Source organism: Oceanobacillus sp. NCCP-135 (assembly GCF_059698015.1).
This window is the reverse complement of record NZ_BAAKSZ010000006.1, coordinates 1-22,358: the sequence shown is the minus strand read 5'-3', so window position 1 is coordinate 22,358 and position 22,358 is coordinate 1. Positions and strand designations below refer to the sequence as shown.

The window sequence follows — 22,358 nt, the reverse complement described above, 5'->3', positions numbered from 1 at the left end:
AAACGAGAGACAGGTGATATAAATGGAAAAGCATGTTGTCGTTATTTACCCACATCCGGATGATGAATCCTTTGGTGCAGCTGGTACCATGACTAAATATCGTAAGCAAGGAGTTCCAGTTACCTATTTATGTGGAACATTAGGTGAGATGGGCAGGAATATGGGTTCTCCTATCTTTGCAAATCGAGAAACATTGCCAGAAATTCGAAAAGAAGAGTTAATTCAAGCATGTAAGGTTCTGGATGTCGATCTGAAATTACTTGGATATCGGGATAAAACAATTGAATATGAAGATCGTGGAGAGGTAGCTGCACATATTAAAAGTATTCTGGAAAAAATTGAACCCAGTCTGGTCATTACACATTATCCTGAACATGCTGTGCATCCGGATCATAATGCACTTGGTGCTGCGGCAATTGAGGCGGTAAGACTGATGGATAAGGAGAAACGACCTGTCGTTTGGGCACAGGCAATTACGAATAATTATAATGAGGTACTTGGCGAACCGGATGTAATCAATGATATATCCGAATACTTTGATACAAAAATGAAAGCAATTATGTCCCATGCATCACAGGCTTCCGGGATTCTAGGGCAATTTAAACGAGATCAGGATGATATTAGCGAACTGGCAAAAAGGAGATTCACGACAGAACAATTTTACCTTTGGAAATTTAAGGATTGAGGCATTTGCTGCAAAATACAAGGAGATTTTTTATAAATCTGAATCATATTCCTTTAATAAAACGTAAATATAAAAAGTAGTATGTTTACTGAAAAGTTATTAAGGAAAAAAATAATGGAGGAGGGTATGCAATTATGAAAAGGTTGTACAGGTCAAATTCCCAACGAATGGTTGCGGGTTTACTTGGTGGACTGGCTGAATACTTCAATGTGGATGTAACAATTCTTCGTCTAGCCTTTCTTGTCTTGTTATTTATGAGTGTATTTACCTTTGCTGTTGTTTATCTGATTGCAATTTTCATTGTTCCAAATGAAAGGGAGATACGGTAATGCTGCTGCGCTGGTTTGTCTCCATCTTATTAAACGCTGTAGCACTCGTTGCAGTAGCACAGTTATTTGACTCATTTCATCTGGAAGGTTTTGGAACAGCACTTTTGGCAAGCTTTATATTATCAATTTTAAATGTGATTGTGAAACCGATTTTATTCATTTTGACGTTGCCTATTACTGTAATAAGTCTCGGTTTGTTTCTATTCGTAATCAATGCTATTACATTAATGATTACACAGGCATTAATGAGTGCATCTTTCGTCATAGAAGGATTTGGTACTGCAATTATTGCAGCAGTTATTATTTCGATCATTAATTTACTCTTAAATAGCCTGATAAAAGATTCAATGAAATCGTAGGTGTTATAGCCTGCGGTTTTTCTTTTGTAATGATTACTAGAAGAATCTCGATCATTAAAGCATTGGTAGTGCGTATTATATTTAGAAATATGCTACAATAATAAGCAGTTATTCATGCTTGGGAGGTTACAATATGGCAATGGTTCGAACAAAAGATTTATTGGACAATTTTAATCTGACGCTGGTTGCTGGGAATGACGGCATACATAGAGAAATTATTACGAGTGATATTTCTCGTCCAGGTATTGAGATGACAGGTTACTTTAAATTTTATCCAAAAGAACGGCTGCAATTAATTGGCAAGACGGAGATGGCATACTTTTTGGATCTTTCATTAGAAGAACAACAAGACCGTGTTGAAAAGTTATGTACAGACGTCACCCCAGGCATTGTCGTGACAAGAGGAATGGATATACCTGAGGTTATGATTAATGCAGCAAACGAGTCGGGTGTACCTATTCTTCGTTCCCCCCGAAAAACAACACGGGTAATTAGTCGGTTAACGAATTTCCTGGAAGAAAAATATGCGCCATTTACGGCTATCCACGGTGTTTTAGTTGATATTTATGGTGTTGGTGTTCTTATTACAGGGCAAAGTGGCGTTGGTAAAAGTGAAACGGCATTGGAACTGGTGAAGCGTGGACACCGCCTTGTTGCAGATGATAGTGTGGAAATTCGCCAGGAGGATTATGATACATTAATCGGTAATTCACCACCACTTATCGAACATTTATTGGAAATACGAGGACTTGGAATTATTAATGTAATGACCCTTTTTGGCGCAGGAGCTGTCCGTAGTTTTAAAAAAATCTCCATGATTATGAATCTGGAATTATGGGATGAAAATAAACAATATGATCGTCTCGGTTTGGATGAAGATACGATGAAAATAATGGATGTACATGTGCCGAAATCAGTTATTCCTGTGCGTCCAGGAAGGAACCTTGCTGTCATTATCGAGGTTGCAGCAATGAACTTCCGATTAAAACGAATGGGTGTAAATGCAGCAGAAGAGTTTTCTGAACGGTTAACGTCAATGATAGAACAAGAAAAAGACGATTTGGTATAGGAGTGATTTTTATGATGTTCAGTGCACCTCCAATTGATCGAGTATTTATTGAACTCGGACCATTAACTATTTATTGGTATGGCGTTATTATTGCTGCGGGCGCCTTTTTGGGATTATATTTAGCAACAAGAGAAACAGAACGGCTTGGCTTGAAAAAAGATTTAATGATTGATTTTATCGTATTTGCTATTCCTGTTGCGATCATTTGTGCACGAATTTATTATATTACTTTCGAGTGGGAACGCTATGCAGAAGGTCCCTGGACAGATATATTTGCCATATGGGAAGGTGGAATCGCAATTCACGGTGCTGTCATTGGTGGTGTGTTAACTGCCATTGTTTATGCACGAGTGAAAAACATTTCCTTCTGGTTACTCGCAGATATTGTTGCACCAAGTCTTATCTTGGGACAAGCAATAGGTCGCTGGGGTAACTTTATCAATCAGGAGGCACATGGTGGGGAGATATCAGAATCCGCCTATAATAGTTTTCATCAATATTTGCCTGATTTCATAATGAACCAAATGACGATTGATGGTGTGATGTACCATCCGACATTTTTATATGAATCCGTTTGGAATATGGTAGTGTTTATCATTTTAATTATATTGAGAAAATATAATCCATTACGTGGAGAAATTTTCTTGAGTTATGCAATCACCTATTCGATTGGGCGCTTTTTTATTGAAGGGATGCGGACAGATAGCTTATATGTAATTGGGGATCTGCGAACAGCACAATTAATTTCTATCTTACTAATTATTGGTTCCATTAGTGTTATTATTTATCGTCGGGTTCAAGGGACAACCGTTCCATATAACTATATAGAACCCCCTAAAAAGAATAAAAATAAGAAAAAAGGAAAGAAATCTAAAAGGAAATAGACCTTCGAAGCACGACTAGAAATGAGGGAATTTATCTTGGAAGGAATAATGTATCGCGGCATGCAGCAAGGCCTAAATGTAACTTGGACATTAGGTAAGGTGATTTTTCCAATTACATTAATTGTTACCATTTTGCAGTATACACCTGTGCTGCCGTGGGTTATCGATATATTAGCACCAGTAATGGGATTGCTCGGCTTATCAGGTGAAGCGGCTGTTCCGTTGGTATTGGGAAATACATTAAATTTATATGCCGGAATTGCAGCAATTGTCTCATTTGATTTTACTGTAAAAGAAGTATTTATTATGGCAATGATGCTTTCATTTTCCCATAATTTATTTATTGAATCGGCAGTAGCTTCCCGGGTAGGGGTAAGCTGGTGGCTGATATCAGGGATACGTATCGGTTTGGCGTTATTTGCCGGGATCATCATTAATCTCTTCTGGAGCGGTGGTGCTGAACAAGCAAATTATGGGTTTATCTCCACTTCTGAAGTCGTACTTACCGGCTGGAATGAAATTGTACTTCAAGGGATGCAAACCGCTGTTGTTGCAGTAGCGCAGCTTGCCTTAATTGTTATTCCTTTAATGATAGCCATGCAATTTTTACGTGAAAAAGGCTGGCTGAACCTGTTTTCAGATAAATTTGCGCCATTTACAAAAGTGTTTGGCATGGAAAAGAATACATCGATGACACTAGTCGCTGGTTTAACCATTGGTCTTGCATATGGAGCTGGTTTAATGATTCAAGCGGTTAAAGAAGACGGGGTTTCAAGAAAAGATATGTATTTGGCATTAATATTCCTAGTATCCTGTCACGCTGTTGTGGAGGATACACTCATTTTCATACCTTTAGGAATTCCTGTTTGGCCGTTACTGCTTATTCGTCTTGTTACGGCAATACTATTAACGGTGAGCGTCGCATTCGTTTGGAAACGAATAGATAAAAAGAGAAGGAAGGATTCAACCCATGAGCATTCATACAGTACTCTTTGATCTGGATGGTACACTTATTGACACAAATGAACTTATTATTGCGTCTTTTAACCATACATTTAAGCAATATAATTTAACCTATACAACGGAAGAAGTTATTGAATTTAATGGTCCACCATTAATTGAGACATTTAATAAAATTGATCCTGATCAGGCTGAAATGATGATTAAGACATACAGAGAACATAATCTGTCCAATCACGATGATTATGTGAAGTTATTTCCAAATGTAATTGAAACAATTAAAGTGTTGAAAGATAATAACATTCAACTCGGTGTCGTGACAACAAAAATGACGAAAACAGTACAAATGGGATTGGCTCTGACAGGCTTGGATAATTTTTTTGAAACAATCATCACTTTTGACGATGTAGTTCATACAAAACCACATCCGGAGCCAGTAATTAAAGCAATGAATGAGCTAAATGCAGTTGCAGAATCCACACTGATGGTTGGCGATAACTATCATGATATTGTAGCAGGGAATAATGCCGGTGTGAAAACGGCAGGGGTTACTTGGTCTCAAAAAGGAAAAGAGTTTTTGCAAGGGTATAATCCAACTTATATGTTGGAAGATATGCGTGATTTGCTGAAAATTACAGGAGTGTAAGCGATGCGGAAAACTGACCGATTTCGGGTGGAAAACTCAAATTCACTATGGCAAATATACCAAACAGTGTCGTTCTGGAAAGTAGTAAAAAATTTTATTGTTATTCAAATTGCAAGGTACATCCCCTTTTTAGTTTTGAAAAATTGGTTGTATCGAGTGTTTTTGCGCATGACTGTAGGAAAGCAAACTGCTTTTGCATTGATGGTCATGCCTGATGTCATGTTTCCGGAAAAAATAGTTGTCGGTACAAACAGTGTAATCGGTTATAATACAACGATTTTAGCACATGAGTACTTGATTAAAGAGTACAGGATTGGTGATGTTATTATTGGCAATGAAGTATTGATCGGTGCCAATTCAACGATCCTGCCTGGCGTGACGATTGGCGATAAGGCAATTGTATCTGCTGGTACATTGGTACATAAAGATATTCCAGCAGGTGCGTTTGTCGGCGGCAATCCCATGAAGGTTATTTATACAAAAGAAGAAATGGAAGCACGTGAAAATACTTTTTCAAATTGAGTAGGTGAATCGATATGAATATTCCAACAGGCATACTTCCAGCTATTCGAAAAATGAAGAATTTCGAGAAGGCTTTACAATGTAAACATGAATCCATCGTTTTTTTGGAAACACGGATTTCTCAATTAAAAAGTCTGGTTGAGTATACCAAACGGGAAAATAAGAAAGCTCTTATCCATCTTGATTTAATTCAAGGATTAAAAGCCGATGAATATGGGATGGAGTTTTTAGTCAGGGAAGTGAAGCCTGATGGAATCCTGTCAACAAGAAGCAATGTAATAAGCTTGGCAAAAAAATATAAGCTACTGGCCATTCAGCGGATGTTTTTACTGGATAGTTTAGCTCTTGAACATAATGTGAAATTAATTGAGCGAGCTCAACCAGATTGTGTAGAAGTTCTGCCAGGTATAGTACCGAGTATGATTGAACATATTCACACAGAGACAGGACTGCCTGTGATCGCAGGAGGATTGATCATAAAGGAAGAAGAAGTAACTGCAGCAATGAATGCTGGTGCAGTAGCGGTATCAACATCGAATAGAGAATTATGGGATTTTGGTTAGGTTTTTTGGGGTGTGCGGAGTGGGTTCTAAGGAAAAATGGTTAAAAAAGCCATTTAAACAACCCGAATTTCCCAAACACAATTACTGTACCTCAAACCTAAGATATGTTATGATGAAGTTAAGTTAATATGATTTGGATGGAGAATTGGAGAACCGCAAACAACAAATGTAAAAGGCATTTGTATGTTTTGCGGTTTTTTTATTTTTCCGTGATGCAACATGAAACATACATGACTGTTACAAATTTAGGGTAATTATATGTATAAACGAATGAAAAAAGGAGTGGAATGGAATGACGTTATTTTCAAGCTATAATAGAACGGCTATTTTTAATAAATTAAAAGATGAGAACCTAGATGTATTAGTAATTGGTGGTGGAATTACCGGTGCTGGAATTGCCTTGGATGCATCAACTCGCGGTTTACAAACAGGTTTGGTTGAGATGCAGGACTTTGCTGCAGGAACCTCTAGTCGATCCACCAAACTTGTTCATGGGGGCTTGCGTTATTTAAAACAATTTGAAGTTAAAATGGTTGCTGAAGTTGGGAAGGAACGAGCAATCGTCTATGAAAATGGACCACATGTAACAACTCCAGAGTGGATGATGCTTCCCTTTCATCAAGGAGGTACGTTTGGTCCCTTCACAACGAATGTCGGCTTACGTGTTTATGACTTTTTGGCAGGTGTTAAAAAAAATGAACGTCGTAAAATGTTCAGCCCTGAAGAAGCCTTGCAAAAAGAGCCATTAATTAAAAAGGAAAAACTAAAAGGTGCTGGCTATTATGTCGAATATAAAACAGATGATGCCCGTCTAACGATTGAAGTACTAAAGAAAGCAGTTCAAAAAGGGGTAACTGCTATTAACTATACGAAAGTAATTGATTTTATTTACGATAATTCCAATCAAATAAGTGGTGTAATCATCCAAGATCAAATCAGTGGAGAAAAACATACTATATATGCAAAAAAAGTAATTAACGCCGGCGGCCCGTGGGTTGATGAGCTAAGAGAAATCGATGGATCGAAACAAGGGAAATCATTACATCTGACTAAAGGTGTACACCTGGTTTTTCCGAAAGAATTATTCCCATTGCAGCAGGCAATTTACTTTGATGCACCAGATGGAAGAATGATCTTTGCAATTCCTCGTGATAATAAAACCTATGTAGGAACAACAGATACTACGTATGATGGGGATATCACACATCCAACGATGACTGAAAGCGATCGTGACTATTTACTGGATGCCATTAATTATCTGTTCCCTTCATTAAATATGCAGCCTGAACATGTGGAGTCCAGCTGGGTAGGACTCCGGCCATTGATTGCGGAAGAGGGGACAGATAATCCGAGTGAAATATCCCGGAAAGATGAGATTTTTATTTCAGATTCAGGATTGATCTCAATGGCAGGTGGGAAACTAACCGGATATCGTAAAATGGCTTTAGAAGCAGTCGATACGGTTGTTAAACAACTGAAAGAAGAGGAGGGAATCCTCTACAGTGAATCGCAAACGAAAGATCTGCCTATTGCAGGTGGTGAGGTTGGTGGTTCAAAGGGATTTAAACAATTTAAGATTCGAAAAGTGAATGAAGCAAAAGCTTTCGGTATGGATGAGGAAACTGCATTGAGACTAGTTCAAAGGTATGGAGCAAATGTGGATATCATTTTTGAAAAATATCAAACTATGCAGGCTGATGCTCAAAAAGAAAATATGGATCTAGTCGTTTTTGCGGAGCTTCTTTACGCTTTGGAATATGAACTTGCATACAAACCAGCAGATTTCTTTGTTAGAAGAACTGGAGCATTATTTTTTGAGATCAATTGGGTAAGAGAACATAAAGAAGATGTGATTAATTATATGGCAAAAGCTTTGCAATGGACGGATGAACAAAAAGCAACCTATATAGCTGAATTAGATCAATTGCTGCATGATGCAGTGACACCTGTTTGAAAATAGCTCTTTTCATATAAGTAAAAATACTATATTATTCCCCAAATGAATATGATATAATTTGTTCGGATGTAGCGAATTTTAGGGGGATATGCATGCAACAGGAAAATTTAAAAGCAAATGGTAAACTAAATAATATTATCCCTTTTATTCCCGAAGGTGATTTTTACTTTACAAAGGGTGTAGAAGCTTTTCAAAAAAGAAAGTTTGACATTGCATTAAAATGGTTAAAAAAAGCGACAGAAGAGAAACCGAATGACCCATTATATCAGTGTCAAATGTCAATTATATATACGGAAATTGGAGCATATCATACAGCCAATCAATTGCTGATGGAAGTATTACAATCAACAGAATATGTAGATTGCTATTACCTATTAGCGAATAATTATGCGCATTTAGGCTTATTACATGATGCCAGAAAGTATGCATTAACATATCTTGATAACGAGTCAGATGGTGATTTTACCGAGGAAGCAGAAAGCTTATTAGATTTGATTGATATTGATGAAGACGACGAAGCTGATTGGGATCTCGAGGATGAAGATGAGCTTCTTATTTATCAGGAAACAGTATTCTATCATATGGAAAACATGGAATGGGAAAAAGCGATACCCCTCCTTGAAGAGATGATGATCGTTTTCCCAGAGCATCATATGGCGAAGCATGATTATACACATGCATTATTCTGTTCAGGACATGAAAAGAAAGCAGTTGAAATGGAGCTGGATATTTTAGATGAAGACCCTAACTCTCTATACAGTCATACAAATTTAGCGCTATTCTATTATCAATTAGATCAAGAACAGGAATATGAAAAAAGTATTCAGGCATTACTAAATGTATACCCGATTCATGAACAGCAAAAATTACGAATTGCTGTCACAATGGCAAGAACGGCTTATTATAAAGAAGCTTATAGCCGATTCCAGTTACTAAATAAAGGAATTGTAAAAAGTCATCCCTCCTATTTCAGATGGTATAGCATTGCGGCATATCAGAGTGGTGAGCCTTCTAAAGCACTTGCGATATGGGAGGAAGGCTGTAGAAAGCATCCTATGCTGGAAAAAGAAGAAAGACCTTGGTAAAAAGAGAATAAAATAGCAACGAAATCGGGTCTTTCGCCGGTTTCTACCAATCCGATTTCTGACCTCTGGCATCCGGAATGATACGTTTGCGTTTTTCTTATAAGCATAATATTAGACGAAACGGATTAATTATTTTAAGCTGATTATGGCATAATAAAGTAGAAGGGGCGATTCAAATGTCCGAAGAGAGATTGTTTGATGTAATTATTGCAGGTGCTGGACCAGCGGGGATGACGGCAGCAGTTTATGCTTCCCGTGCTAATTTAGATACGTTAATGATTGAACGTGGAATCCCTGGAGGTCAAATGGCAAATACAGAAGATGTGGAGAACTATCCTGGATATGACCATATTTTAGGACCGGATTTATCCAATAAAATGTTTGAGCATGCGAAGAAATTTGGTGCTGAATATGCCTATGGTGATATTAAAGAAGTGATTGATAACGGCGATTATAAAACAGTTATTGCCGGAAGTAAAGAATATAAAACTAGATCACTTATCATTACAACAGGTGCTCAGTATAAAAAACTTGGAATTCAGGGTGAAGAAGAACTCGGCGGTCGTGGTGTATCGTATTGTGCTGTTTGTGATGGTGCATTTTTTAAAAATAAACATCTAGTAGTAATCGGTGGAGGGGACTCTGCTGTTGAAGAGGGTATTTATTTAACGCGTTTTGCCGACAAAGTAACCATTGTCCATCGCCGTGACGAATTACGTGCACAAAAAATCATTCAGGAACGAGCATTTGATAATGATAAAATTGAGTTTATCTGGGATACCGTGGTAGAACAAATCAATGGTCCTGATGGAAAAGTGAGCAGTGTTTCACTTAAGAATAACAAAACCGGTGAAGAATATAATCATCCGATAGATGGCGTATTTGTTTATATTGGTATGGTACCATTGAGTGAACCTTTCAAATCACTTGGGATTACAAATGAAGAAGGGTATATTCCGACAAATGAAAATATGGCAACGAATATTCCAGGGATTTTTGCAGCAGGTGATATTCGTGAAAAAACACTTCGACAAATTGTGACAGCTACCGGTGACGGAAGCATTGCAGCAGAAGAAGCAATTAAATATGTTGAAGCATTAACAGAAAAATTAAAAGCAACAAATTCATAATAAATATAAAGTTATTTTTACTTTAGTAATTGCTTTTTAACGCTGTTGTAACACGCTCGCAACATTTTTGGGGTACAATATAAATAACTAATTGACCCCCTTTTAATAGATAAATTAGTTTCTTGCACAGGTGCATGGCGCCTGTGCCTTTTTTTGGATAGATCTTGTCCTAATTTGTCGAGGTAATAATACGAAAATCGCTGACGAATTTTTATTGGCAGTAAAGATAATAGATTCTGCATAAGTATATAAGTAAACCTTTAGGCAAATTCAGGTCACAGATGAAAGGTATTTTTGCCTATAGTAAGGCACCGCTCAGAAAGTTTGGCGAATGCCGGGTTTTCTAATATAATGGTTATAATGTTTATATTTTTGTTCGCTAAAGATGATCGGGGTGAATGAGGTATGCAGCGAGTAACAAACTGCATAGTAATAGATAATAACCATGTATTATTATTAAAGAAACCGCGCAGAGGCTGGTATGCAATTCCTGGTGGAAAAATGGAACAGGGAGAATCCATTAAAGAATCAGTTGTCCGAGAATATTGGGAAGAAACAGCATTAAGGCTGCAGGATCCGGAAATAGCAGGAACATTTACATTTTCTATCTATAAAAATAATCGCATTGTTCAGGAATGGATGATGTTTACATTTATTTGTAAAACATTTGAAGGAAAACTTACCGATTACTGTAAAGAGGGCGAATTAGAATGGATTCCTCTTGAAAAAATTAAACATTTGCCTATGGCGGAAGGGGATAGAGAAATCTTTGAGCATATCATGTCTTCCAAAGCTGTATATGGAGCTTTTTCCTATACGGAGGAATATGAACTGCTTGAGTCAAGATTAGATTCATCCGCATTGTAAAACGGCAATTTTAAGGGGGAGTAAAAATGAGAAGCAAGGAACAGGAAACAAAATTGGTAGTGATCACAGGTATGTCCGGAGCGGGGAAGACAGTTGCTGTTCAAAGCTTTGAAGATTTGGGATATTACTGTGTAGATAATTTACCACCAACGTTACTTCCTAAATTTCTGGAGCTTATGAAAGATTCCACGAATAATATTCGTAAAGTGGCACTTGTTATGGATTTGCGCGGACGTGAATTTTTTGATTCATTGTTTGAAGCACTGGATATTCTAGGAAAAGAAGAATGGTTAGAGGAGCATATGCTTTTTCTAGATGCAAAGGATGAGCAGCTTGTCAGCAGATATAAAGAAACAAGACGGTCACATCCATTGGCTGTCGGTGGCTTACCTCTAAATGGTATTCAGCAGGAAAGAGAAATTCTTGATGAGCTTCGTGGAAGAGCGCAACGCATTATTGACACCACCAGCTTAAAACCGAAGGAATTACGTGAAAAAATATTGAAGATTTATACCGAGGAAAAACAGGAAATTTTTTCCGTGCATATGGTTTCATTTGGCTTCAAATATGGCTTGCCAATAGATGCAGATTTGGTATTTGACGTTCGTTTTTTGCCAAACCCTCATTATGTTACACATTTACAGCCGTTAACTGGCTTAAATAAAGACGTAGCTTCTTATGTTTTTAAATGGTCTGATACTGAAAAGTTTAATGAAAAAGTACTTGACCTATTACAATTTATGCTCCCGCAATATAAAAAAGAGGGCAAATCACAGCTAGTAGTAGCAATTGGATGTACAGGTGGTCAGCATCGTTCAGTAGCACTTGCCGAGTATTTTGGAAAACAATTATCAACTGGTTATACAACCCATATTACACATCGTGATATTGATAAAAGAAAGGGACATTAATTATGAATCAAGAAAAGCAGCCACGTGTCGTCGTTATCGGCGGTGGAACCGGAATGCCAGTTCTTTTACGGGGGTTAAAAAACCTGCCAATTCATTTAACGGCACTAGTGACCGTGGCTGATGATGGTGGAAGTACTGGAAGACTCAGGAGTGAAATGGCAATACCTGCACCAGGAGATATTCGTAATGTGATTGCAGCACTATCTGATGCAGAGCCGATGCTGATCGAGCTTTTTCAACATCGTTTTGCTGTTGGTAATGGGTTATCAGGGCATTCATTGGGGAATCTATTGCTTGCAGCCATGACATCGATTACGGGTGATTTTTATACAGGCATCAAAGAAATTTCACGTGTATTAAATGTAAAGGGGAAAATATACCCCATATCAAATGAGAATATGTCATTACATGCAAAAATGGTGGATGGAACCATTAGATCTGGTGAATCCAATATCCCACTTTCGAATAAACAAATAGAGCGTGTATTCCTAAGTCCGCAGCCAGTTTCGCCTTTGCCAAATGCTGTCAGGGCGATTGAAAAAGCCGATTTAATTGTCGTAGCTCCAGGAAGCTTATATACAAGTATATTACCAAATCTTATTATACCTAAAATAGATGTTGCTATTAAGGAATCCAAAGGCAAGGTCATTTATGTTTGTAATGTAATGACACAAGCAGGAGAAACAACCGGTTATACAGCCTCAGATCATGTTAAAGCGATTAGTCATCATATTGGCGATGGCTGTATTGACGGTATCGTTGTGCATAATGAGCCAATTAAAAAATCATTACGAGCAGTATATGCAGAAGAAAATGCGGAGCCGGTAATTTATGATACAGAACGCTTATTGGAAATGGAACTCGAAATTATTGAAGGAGATATAATCGATCACTCACAATCCACAATAAGGCATGACACGAATAAAATTGCCAAATTACTTTATTCCCTTTTGAAAACTAATTAAAGATGTTTACGTTCCGTGAATGGTAAGAAAGTAGAAACGAAATCGGCTCTTTTGCCGATTTCTTCCAGTCTAACCTCTGACCTCTAGAAAGACGCTTTAGCGTTTTTCTTAAAGATTGAGTTTAAGTTTCCTCGTTCCATAGAAAAGATTGGTTAGTTTAACGAAAAATACAGTAAAGGAGGGAAAATGAATGTCCTTTGCTTCAGAAATAAAAAAGGAATTAACGGGGATTGAATTAGATGATTGCTGTATAGAAGCTGAAATAGCTGCATTAATTAGAATGAATGGAGCTATTTCCTTATCAAAACAGGATTATGTATTGGATGTCCAGACAGAAAATGCAGCCATTGCACGTAGAATTTATACATTGATCAAATCGATTTATCCTTTTCCAGTTGATTTGCTTGTCCGTAAGAAAATGAAATTGAAGAAAAATAATGTGTATATTGTTCGATTGAAAGAAGATGTCGGTAATCTTTTATCTAAATTGGATATTTTAGAAGAACCCTATAAATTTAATCGAACAATTTCTCAGAAGTATGTAGCAAAAAAATGCTGTAATAAATCATACTTACGTGGAGCATTTTTAGCTGGTGGATCGATTAATAATCCGGAAACCTCATCCTATCATTTAGAAATTTCCAACTATTACCATGAACATAATAAAGAATTATGTGATTTATTAAATAAGTTTGAGCTTCGTGCACGCACTTTAGAACGTAAAAATGGGTACATTGTCTATATAAAAGAAGCGGAAAAAATTACTGAATTTCTTAGCATCATAGGTGCACATAATGCGTTATTTAAATTTGAAGATGTACGAATTATTCGGGACATGCGTAATTCTGTTAATCGACTGGTGAATTGTGAAACTGCAAATTTAAATAAAACAATTGGAGCTGCTTTTCGCCAAATTGAAAATATCAATTTGATTGAGCAAACAGTTGGGCTTGATCAGCTTCCGGAAAAATTGCAGGAAATAGCAAAGTTACGTGTACAGCATCAGGATGTTTCTTTAAAAGAGTTAGGGGAATTGGTATCCAGTGGGAAGATTTCCAAATCCGGTGTGAATCACCGACTGAAAAAGATAGATGATTTTGCTGAAAAAATCAAACGTCGTGGTGCATTACAAGAGAAGTAATATATTGTAAAATTATTTATTTCGAACTAGATCCATGATATAATAATTATGTGAATTAATGAACTATTTTTATGATAGATTATTTCGGCAGCAATAGCTGAACTTAGAAACAGGTATTGTTGTCGATCATACTAGTGAATGGTAGCGTTTACTTAAATTGGGGAGGATGAATGATTTGGTTGAAAAGTCCGTCAAAATTGAACTAGATACAGGGTTACAAGCTAGACCAGCAGCACAATTTGTTCAGGAGGCAAATCGCTATTCCGCACATTTATTTCTTGAAAAAGATGGGAAAAGAGTCAATGCAAAAAGTATTATGGGATTAATGAGTTTGGCGATAACTCGGGGAGAAGTTGTTACATTAATTGCGGAAGGTCCAGATGAAGAAGTAGCAATAAATCACTTAACTACATTTGTTTCAAAACCATAATAAACTCCCTTTCATTTCTTATGAAAGGGAGTTTATTTTATTTATTAGAATTTCTTTCAAGGATTCTATCAATTATTCCGTATTCAACAGATTTTTCAGCAGTCATGAAGTTATCACGTTCTGTATCACGTTCAATGACTTCCATTGGTTGACCTGTTCGTTCAGAAAGGATCTGATTCATTTTTTTCTTTATTTCAATAATCCGTCGAGTATGGATTTCAATATCGGTTGCTTGTCCTTGGGCTCCACCTAATGGCTGATGAATCATCACCTCACTATTTGGTAGTGCGAAACGTTTTCCCTTTTCTCCAGCAGCTAGCAAAAACGCTCCCATAGATGCTGCCATCCCAGTACAAATGGTTGATACATCAGCTTTAATAAACTGCATTGTGTCAAAAATAGCCATGCCAGCAGTAATGGATCCACCTGGTGAGTTGATGTACAATGATATATCTTTTTCCGGATCTTCTGCTTCAAGGAATAATAACTGTGCAACAATTGAGTTTGCTACATTATCGTCAATCGCACTTCCCAGCATAATGATGCGGTCTTTCAGTAAACGTGAGTAAATGTCATAGGCGCGCTCTCCACGGTTTGTCTGTTCAATAACTGTGGGTATTAAATTCATGTTTAAAATTCCTCCTTTATTTCAATACGTTCATCCATATGTATTGGATCTATTTTTATCATAACTAAAAGGTCAATGAAGGTCAAACGAAAACGTTCGGCAAATTTTTTAGTTAAAACATACTACTTATTTTTCCCATTTACAGGAAAAATAAACCTAAAAAAAAGACAGGGGATAAACTTTTCGCTAGTTACCCTGCCTTGTTGTTTGAGCGCGCCCAGAGGGATTCGAACCCCCGACAAACCTGGTACCGGAAACCAGTGCTCTATCCAACTGAGCTATGGGCGCATTTTATAATTATTTTAATCACAAAGGCTATTATAACGCTTAGACAGCATTTATACAAGTCTTTTTAAAAAATAAGCTAGCTGTTGTTTAGGGAAAAAACAAGGGAAAATTCCCCCTTGCTTTCTACTACGAGTAATCTACTGATTAAGTTCCCACTTCTTTTGCAAGGCATCAGCAATGGAATCTGCTAATTCCTCGGGCTTTACATTATCTGTTTGAACTTTTAAGTGATGCGCTTTATAAATAGGTTGTCTATGATAATAAAGTTCCTTTATTTCTTCGATCGTTTTTCCTTGTAAGACCGGACGACTTTCAATTAGTAAATCGATTCTTTCTTTCCAAGCATCCCAGGATAAATCCAAAAAAACCACAATACATTCTGTTATGCAGATATCACGAATCTCCGGTTGTAAAAACGCTCCTCCACCAACAGAAATGACTTTATGCTTTTGCTTGGAAAAGTGTTCGATCATCTCTTTCTCTTTTTTGCGAAAGACCTTTTCTCCATATTTTTTAAAAATAGCTGATGTTGGCATAGTATATTCTTTTTCGATTTCTTCATCAATATCAATAAATTTTCTGTTCATTTTTTTTGCAAGGCACGTGCCGATTGTGGTTTTTCCCACACCCATAAAACCAATTAAGACAATGCTTTTCTTTTCATTCATCATTTTATTTATCCTCTTTTCGATCTAGTAATAAGAATTAGTATAAGCCTATTTTTTTCTTTTTGGAAGATGGAAAGTATAATAGTATAAAAGAAATACTACCTGTAAAGGAGGGTTACTGCAATGAACATGATTCAGGTGAAAAATATTAAAATAGGCGATGGAACTCCAAAGGTTATTGTTCCGTTAATGGGAAGAAACGAAATAGAGTTAATGAACGAAATCGAGGAAATAAAAACAGTAAAGCCAGATATTGTCGAGTGGCGTGCAGATGTTTTTGATGATGTAAAGAATTTGGAAGCAACCAAAAGACTACTTTTAAAAATAAGTAATCAGCTAGAAGAAATTCCAATTCTTTTCACGTTCAGAAGCCATAGAGAGGGCGGAAATAAACAGATCACAGATCAGTATTATTATGAGCTGCTTTCAACTGCCATACAATCAAATTTACTGGATCTTGTGGATATCGAACTGTATTCGCAGAAGGAAAATTTAAAAAGTCTAATGCAACTAGCAAAGGACAATAATGTTTATGTCATTATGTCTAATCATGACTTTGAGAAAACACCGCCAAAAGAAGACATTGTTGAAAGACTGAAGAAAATGCAAAATTTAGGAGCACATATTCCAAAAATCGCTGTAATGCCAAGAAATGCAGAAGATGTTCTTACATTATTAGCGGCTACGGACATTATGCGTACCAACTACGCAAATCGCCCGATTATAACAATGGCAATGGGAGACTTGGGTGTTATCAGTCGAATTGCTGGAGAAATCTTTGGTTCTGCAGCAACATTTGGGATCGGGAAAGAAGCATCTGCACCGGGTCAAATAGCTGTTGAAGATTTAAGAAATGTACTGGAGATTTTACATAAAGCACAGTCTTAAGCTGAGAGGGTTTCTCAGCTTTTGTTTTAGTAAGTGAAGAAGGAGAAGAGACAGTCGAATTCCCCCTCATTGCAGTTTCTTTGTCTTTTAGCTTAGATTGTGAAACTATTATGTACTTTTAGCCGTACTACATGTAGGAGGTCTGTAACCATGAAAAAATTTCTAACCGCAATTATATTGCTATTTTTATTATTCGTTATAACATCCTGTTCAGAAGAGGATTCATTTTCAATCGATAATGTAACCATTGATGCTCGTATTGCTGAGGATGGAGTTATCCATGTTCGGGAGCTTTTTACATATACGTTTAATGGTTCATTTGAAGGAATGACCCGTTCGATTGAATCAGATGTGTCTAATTTTAATGCATATCTTACAAAAGATAATGATCCAACTACTTCAACAGAAAGTCTTGACTCTCTGCAGGTCGAGGAAGAAGATGGAGCATTCAAGATTTTTTCTGATTCAACCGATGAAACGAAGCAGGTATTGTATAGCTATCAGGTGAAAGGCTCTGTGAATAAATACGCAGACATCGCAGAGCTGGAGTACTCCTTTTTTGATGATTCCAATGAAACGGATTTAAATAATGTGGAAATTTCCATCCATTCACCGGCGCAAAATGTAACGGATCAAACACATTATTTTTTGCATGAAGCTGAAACTGGAAAAATTACGGCAATAAAAAACGGTATTCAATATACAAATACAGTGTTGAATGCTGATGAAACCTCCATGATTCGTTATATCTTTCCGGCAGAACAACTCGATGCTATGGAGCTGGATAAGGATAAGATGATGGAAGAAGAGATTTTAGCGGAAGAACGTGAGTTGGCTGAGCGGGGAGAAAACCTTGAGGCGAATATGGAAAAAGTTGTGCCGATCCTGAGCTTGTTAATTGGAGCAGTTATAGCGGTTGCAATATTTTTACTTATTATCCATCCCAATCGCTATCGTGGTGATAAGAGTATAGATGGATTGCTGAGAACACTTGAAAAGGCAGATCCATTATTAGTTAAATATCTGAATGGGTATTTACAATTACCGTCTGAAAGTTTTATCGCTGGATTATTTTCTTTAAAACAGCGTGGGGTCATAAGCCTCGAAGAAGTCCCTTCAAAAATAAAAGAAGAAGATAGTACATTCCGTTTTACCTGGATTCAAGCAGATGCCGAGATGGATATGGCTGACACTTATTTGAGAAATTGGTTATTTACAGAAAAGGATAAACAAGGAGAATATTTTCTGTTGGAGACTCTTCTTGATAATGAAGAAGAATCGGATGAAGTAAAACGAGAGAAAGCAGAAGAATTTCAAGGTAATTTTGATAAATGGTCTGGATTGGTGTTGGAACGAGAAGGTTTTCAGGATCTGCGTAATCCGTTTAAAGGATTCCCGTTCTTTTCCATTCCGCTGGTAATTAGCTCGTTTGGCCTATTTTACTATTTTACAACAATTGATATACTCATCCCAACAGAACAATGGGTATTGCCTGCAATAGTTGGGGTGTTAGCTGTTGTCAGTTTACTGTTTAACAGAAATAAATTTGTGCTCACAGGCTACTATTTTATAACTTTGGTGATAGCAGCCATTGGATTCACTTTAACAAATGCAGTTATTCTAACATTGATTTTCTATTTCCTGTCACTTATGGCTCTATTGATAGTGCCTGCATATTATTGGAAGAAAGATATAAGAAGATTGAAATATGCCATTAAAACGGGGCAGGCTTCATTCAAAAATAAACGCTATCCAATTGGTTCTGATCCAAATAAAATAGAGCGTAGACTGGAGTATGCAATTATTTTAGGTGCTGGAGAAAGCTACGGGGAAGAGTGTGGGAAAGTGAATGAAGTTGCTCAATTAAAAGCATATTATCCATTATTAAATAATCCTGTTTATGCAACAACGGCTTTTAGTACAAGTAATCTTGCCCTGTATACTGTTGCGGTTCAAAGCTCCAACAGTACGACTACTACTACTTCTTCGACTGGTGGTGGGGGAGCAGGTGCATTTTAAAAAACGAAAAATGGGAAAAGTATTTTAAACCCTTTTTTCGTTTTCCTTTTACAGCCCAAGCAACATGCCGATGAGAAATAAGAAACTAAGCAACCAGTGATGCTGTGCAGCTAATTTCATTGCAGCAATTTCCTCTGTCCGTTTTGCGTTTTTGCGAAATGACCAACGAAGTCGAATGGCCAATGGAAAAGCGATTAAAGTAAGTCCTGTTGTCCATGGGGTAACTTGGAAAACCATCAGTAATAGAATAGATAAATAGGTAAGGCTTAGCAGCAATGTCAGAACCTGAACTGCTTTTACTTTTCCCATCTTCATTACGATAGTACTTCGAAATTCCCGGTCTTTTTCAATATCCCGTAAGTTGTTTGTGAAAATCATAGTGGCGATTGCTAAAGCGAATGGGGTTGCTACCGCAAGAATCTGACCATTAAATGAATGACCTTGGATAATGTAAGCAAGGCTTGCCGGAACAAAACCTAAGAAGATGGCTGCCACAATTTCCCCTAAACCGATGGAGGAAAAGGAATGCCTGCCTGCAGAATAAGCAAACCCGGCTGTAATTCCTGCTATTCCGATTAAAATGATCCAGGGACTGCTATTTAGTGCTAACCATAAGCCCATTAGAATTGCTAGCAATAATAGTGAGCCAGCAACGTAAGGAATGAGATGGTGTGCAGGTCCCGACCCTGTTTCCAGTCTAGTTGCCCATTTTTCCTGATCCTGACCGCTTAGAAAATCAACGTAATCATTGAGCATATTGGTTGCAGCTTGAATCAGTAATGTGGCCATCAGCATGGCTAAAAAGATATCAAAACGAATAGGGCCAATATATGCAGCAAGTACGGTTCCGGCTAGAATAGGGCTAATCGTACCTGTAAATGTTAAGGGGCGTGTAAGATGCAACCAAGAAAACCGATAATAAAACTTGTTATCGCTTAAATTATCAGCATAATGCGTTTTTTTCACATGAAATACCCCCTTTATCCTTATTACTCTAAGCATACAATGTTAACAAACATTGAAACGTGATATATATCACAGGAATAAGGGGAAATAAATGTAAATGTTCACAAAAATGTATTAAATTATTTTCCGGAAAATTGATCTGCATCAATTATTTTTTCTGATAAATCCGTCATAATGGAAGTAGGTGGATATATATCAGATCCATCTTCATCAAACATATGAATGCTTTATTTCACAAGGTTGTATCTGATGAGGAGAGGTGGTATGAAGAAAGTAAATATTATTATTACTTCAGTTGTTCTGATGCTTGTACTGGCACTGGCAGTATTGGGGTTTAAAAACTCTGATTACAGATTAAAAACTTTGGAAGAGATCCTCGTTGTTAATCCTGAAAACATCACAAAAGTAATGTTAAGTAATCCCATTAAGAAAGACAGGTATAAAAGTACAAGGAACAAAGATAAAACTGAATCTTTTATCAATCATCTTGATCAGGTGAATTTCAGGAGACTCTCAGGGGATCAATCCACATACATGCCAATGCAGGCAAGTATGATTAATTTATATGAAGGTGACTAGGTGGATTTCATCGTGCCATATGAAACTGAGGCAATGATCAGCCATAAGGTTTATATAATAAAAAATGGTAGGGTGGAGAATACTTTTATAATAGATTTTTACAATTCAATAAAATAATAGCAGTGCCAGAGCATTGTTCGCTGTTGTTTTATCCCTAATCACCCATTTTTAGCAACCACTCACGCAGTTTCGCTTTAGGAAAATATGTTTTTCCATTTAACTTTATATGAGGGACATTTGGATACTCACTTATTAATGCACTGGCATCTTCTTTGGAAACACCCAGAAAATGATGTACATCCTTTTCCTTAATTAACTCATGCTCATCGTCTTCATTGAATAAATTATTTATCAGGTCCTTACCATCCGCATTTTTAAAATTTTTGAGCCCCTCACCTATGAAATATCCCGCTGCTGCAATTCCGAATGCGATTGCTATGTAACCTATAGAATAAAATTCCAATTTAATCCCCCCTGAAGCCTTTTTAATAATAGTTTAAACTATTACGCAAATCCACGCAATTAATTGTATTAAATGTGATGAGCATTATATAATGAAAGCATTAGAATTATATTAAATGAGGTGTACGTATGAAACTGGTAAGCTACAAATGGAGGAATAGCCCGGGAGAGTACAGAATTGGCTGTATGTTCAACGAGAAGGTAATGGATTTACAGGAAGCCTATCGTAAATTGTTGCTTTCAAAACAGGAAAAAGACTTAATCAACGCAATTGATCATATTTTTCCAGCAAGTCCAGGAACTTTTTATTCTATCGGTACAAGTGTAATCAATAAGGCAAAAGAAGCCTATGACTACATAAAGGAAAACAATGAGAAGGGTGTTTTTTTTACTAAGGAAGAGATTATTTTAGATACACCAAACCCCAATCCTTCAAAAGTAATTTGTGTGGGGAAAAATTATGCTGATCATGTGGCAGAAATGGCTAGTGATATCCCGGAATTTCCGGTGCTATTTGCTAAATTTAACAATGCCATTATTGGTCCGGCAGATGCGATTGAAAAATCTTCTTTTACGGAAAAGCTGGACTATGAGGTTGAATTGGCTGTGGTAATTGGCAAAGAAGCTTCACATGTCAGGAAAGAGGATGCCCCACATTATATTGCAGGTTACACTATCGGAAATGATATCTCAGCACGTGACCTGCAAAAACGCACACCACAATGGCTGCAGGGGAAAACATTGGATCGCAGCACACCAATTGGTCCATGGGTTGTTACGACAGATGAAATTGAGGAACCTGCTAGCCTTTCCATTCGTTCCTATGTAAATGGGGAAGAGCGGCAATCGTCGAATACAAGTCATTTAATTTTCGATATTCCGTATCTGATTGAATTCATTTCCAATTTAATCACATTGAAGCCAGGAGATATTATATTAACAGGCACCCCTGATGGCGTTGGTTTTGCCATGAATCCACCACAGTTTTTGCAAGAAGGTGATATTGTAGCACTTGAAATTGAGAAGGTTGGACGGATGGAGAATAGGGTGGTTGGGCGGTAGGTGTTTACTAGGATGAAAAGAGCTCCTATAACCTTAAAAATATATCAACTTGTTAGAGGTGTACAGCAACCCAATTCGTGGTATAATTATTATATAAAATCATACAATAATAAAAACCTTCCCATGCTATTAACATGGGAAGGAACAATAGACCAACGCCAACAAAAGGGTTGGGCACATTAGGAATAATCCCTCAGCACCTGACAAAAGATCCATGAGGGATTATTTTTTGGCGTGCCCCACTGTTGCACAATCTAGGTGGTTCGAATCCACACGGTAACTTTACCCTTTGAAG

General features: G+C 37.1%; 25 protein-coding genes and 1 tRNA gene. 21 read left to right on the top strand and 5 right to left on the bottom strand.

Features of this window, described 5'->3' with window-relative positions; all coding sequences use genetic code 11:
- Positions 1–22: 22 nt before the first annotated feature.
- The 17 genes from bshB2 (at position 23) to AC6HVZ_RS05880 (ending at position 14,503) form a co-directional block, all read left to right on the top strand.
- Positions 23–685 carry a bacillithiol biosynthesis deacetylase BshB2 gene (gene bshB2 / locus AC6HVZ_RS05960; protein WP_497557234.1) on the top strand — a complete coding sequence of 221 codons (663 nt, stop codon included), beginning with the start codon at positions 23–25 and terminating at the stop codon, positions 683–685.
- Positions 686–819: 134 nt separating this feature from the next.
- Positions 820–1,014, top strand: a complete 195-nt coding sequence (locus tag AC6HVZ_RS05955) for a PspC domain-containing protein (RefSeq protein WP_497557233.1) — start codon at positions 820–822, stop codon at positions 1,012–1,014.
- On the top strand, positions 1,014–1,373 hold the full coding sequence (locus AC6HVZ_RS05950) for a phage holin family protein (RefSeq protein ID WP_497557232.1): 360 nt from the start codon (positions 1,014–1,016) through the stop codon (positions 1,371–1,373). Before AC6HVZ_RS05955 ends, AC6HVZ_RS05950 begins: the two co-directional genes overlap by 1 nt.
- 133 nt (positions 1,374–1,506) lie before the next feature.
- The gene (gene hprK / locus AC6HVZ_RS05945; RefSeq protein ID WP_497557231.1) at positions 1,507–2,442 is read left to right on the top strand and encodes an HPr(Ser) kinase/phosphatase; all 936 of its coding nucleotides are present in this window, start codon (positions 1,507–1,509) and stop codon (positions 2,440–2,442) included.
- A gap of 11 nt (positions 2,443–2,453) precedes the next feature.
- Complete coding sequence (gene lgt, locus AC6HVZ_RS05940) at positions 2,454–3,326, top strand: prolipoprotein diacylglyceryl transferase (RefSeq protein WP_497557230.1); 873 nt, start codon at positions 2,454–2,456, stop codon at positions 3,324–3,326.
- Positions 3,327–3,362: 36 nt separating this feature from the next.
- Positions 3,363–4,322 carry a nucleoside recognition domain-containing protein gene (locus tag AC6HVZ_RS05935; RefSeq protein WP_497557229.1) on the top strand — a complete coding sequence of 320 codons (960 nt, stop codon included), beginning with the start codon at positions 3,363–3,365 and terminating at the stop codon, positions 4,320–4,322.
- Positions 4,297–4,932: a pyrophosphatase PpaX gene (gene ppaX / locus AC6HVZ_RS05930; protein WP_497557228.1), complete on the top strand. Its 636-nt coding sequence runs from the start codon at positions 4,297–4,299 to the stop codon at positions 4,930–4,932. Before AC6HVZ_RS05935 ends, ppaX begins: the two co-directional genes overlap by 26 nt.
- A 3-nt stretch (positions 4,933–4,935) precedes the next feature.
- Positions 4,936–5,454 carry an acyltransferase gene (locus tag AC6HVZ_RS05925; RefSeq protein WP_497557227.1) on the top strand — a complete coding sequence of 173 codons (519 nt, stop codon included), beginning with the start codon at positions 4,936–4,938 and terminating at the stop codon, positions 5,452–5,454.
- Positions 5,455–5,468: 14 nt separating this feature from the next.
- A complete protein-coding gene (locus AC6HVZ_RS05920; protein WP_497557226.1) occupies positions 5,469–6,017 on the top strand; it encodes a glycerol-3-phosphate responsive antiterminator in 549 nt (182 codons plus the stop codon).
- Between the two features lie 292 nt (positions 6,018–6,309).
- Positions 6,310–7,971, top strand: coding sequence for a glycerol-3-phosphate dehydrogenase/oxidase (locus tag AC6HVZ_RS05915; RefSeq protein WP_497557225.1), 1,662 nt, complete (start codon positions 6,310–6,312; stop codon positions 7,969–7,971).
- A gap of 95 nt (positions 7,972–8,066) precedes the next feature.
- On the top strand, positions 8,067–9,059 hold the full coding sequence (locus AC6HVZ_RS05910) for a tetratricopeptide repeat protein (RefSeq protein ID WP_497557224.1): 993 nt from the start codon (positions 8,067–8,069) through the stop codon (positions 9,057–9,059).
- Between the two features lie 176 nt (positions 9,060–9,235).
- A complete protein-coding gene (gene trxB, locus AC6HVZ_RS05905; RefSeq protein WP_497557223.1) occupies positions 9,236–10,189 on the top strand; it encodes a thioredoxin-disulfide reductase in 954 nt (317 codons plus the stop codon).
- A gap of 405 nt (positions 10,190–10,594) precedes the next feature.
- Positions 10,595–11,056 (top strand): 8-oxo-dGTP diphosphatase, encoded by a 462-nt coding sequence (locus AC6HVZ_RS05900; RefSeq protein WP_497557222.1) that lies wholly within the window; start codon positions 10,595–10,597, stop codon positions 11,054–11,056.
- A 26-nt stretch (positions 11,057–11,082) separates the two neighbouring features.
- Positions 11,083–11,967 carry an RNase adapter RapZ gene (gene rapZ, locus AC6HVZ_RS05895; protein WP_497557221.1) on the top strand — a complete coding sequence of 295 codons (885 nt, stop codon included), beginning with the start codon at positions 11,083–11,085 and terminating at the stop codon, positions 11,965–11,967.
- Between the two features lie 2 nt (positions 11,968–11,969).
- Entirely contained in the window at positions 11,970–12,932 is a 963-nt protein-coding gene (locus AC6HVZ_RS05890) for a gluconeogenesis factor YvcK family protein (protein WP_497557220.1), read from the top strand.
- A gap of 190 nt (positions 12,933–13,122) precedes the next feature.
- Complete coding sequence (whiA, locus tag AC6HVZ_RS05885) at positions 13,123–14,073, top strand: DNA-binding protein WhiA (protein ID WP_497557219.1); 951 nt, start codon at positions 13,123–13,125, stop codon at positions 14,071–14,073.
- A gap of 175 nt (positions 14,074–14,248) precedes the next feature.
- Positions 14,249–14,503 (top strand): HPr family phosphocarrier protein, encoded by a 255-nt coding sequence (locus AC6HVZ_RS05880; RefSeq protein ID WP_497557218.1) that lies wholly within the window; start codon positions 14,249–14,251, stop codon positions 14,501–14,503.
- Between the two features lie 37 nt (positions 14,504–14,540).
- Here AC6HVZ_RS05880 and clpP read toward each other — a convergent pair whose 3' ends face one another.
- The 3 genes from clpP to AC6HVZ_RS05865 form a co-directional block, all read right to left on the bottom strand.
- On the bottom strand, positions 14,541–15,131 hold the full coding sequence (gene clpP, locus AC6HVZ_RS05875; protein ID WP_497557217.1) for an ATP-dependent Clp endopeptidase proteolytic subunit ClpP: 591 nt from the start codon (positions 15,129–15,131) through the stop codon (positions 14,541–14,543).
- Between the two features lie 212 nt (positions 15,132–15,343).
- Positions 15,344–15,419, bottom strand: a tRNA-Arg gene (locus tag AC6HVZ_RS05870).
- Between the two features lie 137 nt (positions 15,420–15,556).
- Positions 15,557–16,090, bottom strand: a complete 534-nt coding sequence (locus AC6HVZ_RS05865) for a shikimate kinase (RefSeq protein WP_497557216.1) — start codon at positions 16,088–16,090, stop codon at positions 15,557–15,559.
- 120 nt (positions 16,091–16,210) lie between these two features.
- Here AC6HVZ_RS05865 and aroD point away from each other — a divergent pair, with 120 nt between their 5' ends.
- Entirely contained in the window at positions 16,211–16,975 is a 765-nt protein-coding gene (aroD, locus tag AC6HVZ_RS05860) for a type I 3-dehydroquinate dehydratase (RefSeq protein ID WP_497557215.1), read from the top strand.
- A 150-nt stretch (positions 16,976–17,125) separates the two neighbouring features.
- Positions 17,126–18,994, top strand: coding sequence for a DUF2207 domain-containing protein (locus AC6HVZ_RS05855; RefSeq protein WP_497557214.1), 1,869 nt, complete (start codon positions 17,126–17,128; stop codon positions 18,992–18,994).
- 48 nt (positions 18,995–19,042) lie between these two features.
- On the opposite strand, the gene menA is transcribed toward AC6HVZ_RS05855, so the two are convergent.
- Positions 19,043–19,960, bottom strand: a complete 918-nt coding sequence (menA, locus tag AC6HVZ_RS05850; RefSeq protein WP_497557213.1) for a 1,4-dihydroxy-2-naphthoate octaprenyltransferase — start codon at positions 19,958–19,960, stop codon at positions 19,043–19,045.
- Between the two features lie 264 nt (positions 19,961–20,224).
- Between menA and AC6HVZ_RS05845 the strand changes: the two genes are divergently transcribed.
- Positions 20,225–20,539 carry a hypothetical protein gene (locus tag AC6HVZ_RS05845; RefSeq protein WP_497557212.1) on the top strand — a complete coding sequence of 105 codons (315 nt, stop codon included), beginning with the start codon at positions 20,225–20,227 and terminating at the stop codon, positions 20,537–20,539.
- A 154-nt stretch (positions 20,540–20,693) separates the two neighbouring features.
- On the opposite strand, the gene AC6HVZ_RS05840 is transcribed toward AC6HVZ_RS05845, so the two are convergent.
- Positions 20,694–21,002 (bottom strand): DNA-binding protein, encoded by a 309-nt coding sequence (locus tag AC6HVZ_RS05840; protein ID WP_497557211.1) that lies wholly within the window; start codon positions 21,000–21,002, stop codon positions 20,694–20,696.
- Between the two features lie 128 nt (positions 21,003–21,130).
- Between AC6HVZ_RS05840 and AC6HVZ_RS05835 the strand changes: the two genes are divergently transcribed.
- Positions 21,131–22,063 (top strand): fumarylacetoacetate hydrolase family protein, encoded by a 933-nt coding sequence (locus AC6HVZ_RS05835; protein ID WP_497557210.1) that lies wholly within the window; start codon positions 21,131–21,133, stop codon positions 22,061–22,063.
- The last annotated feature ends 295 nt before the right edge of the window (positions 22,064–22,358 follow it).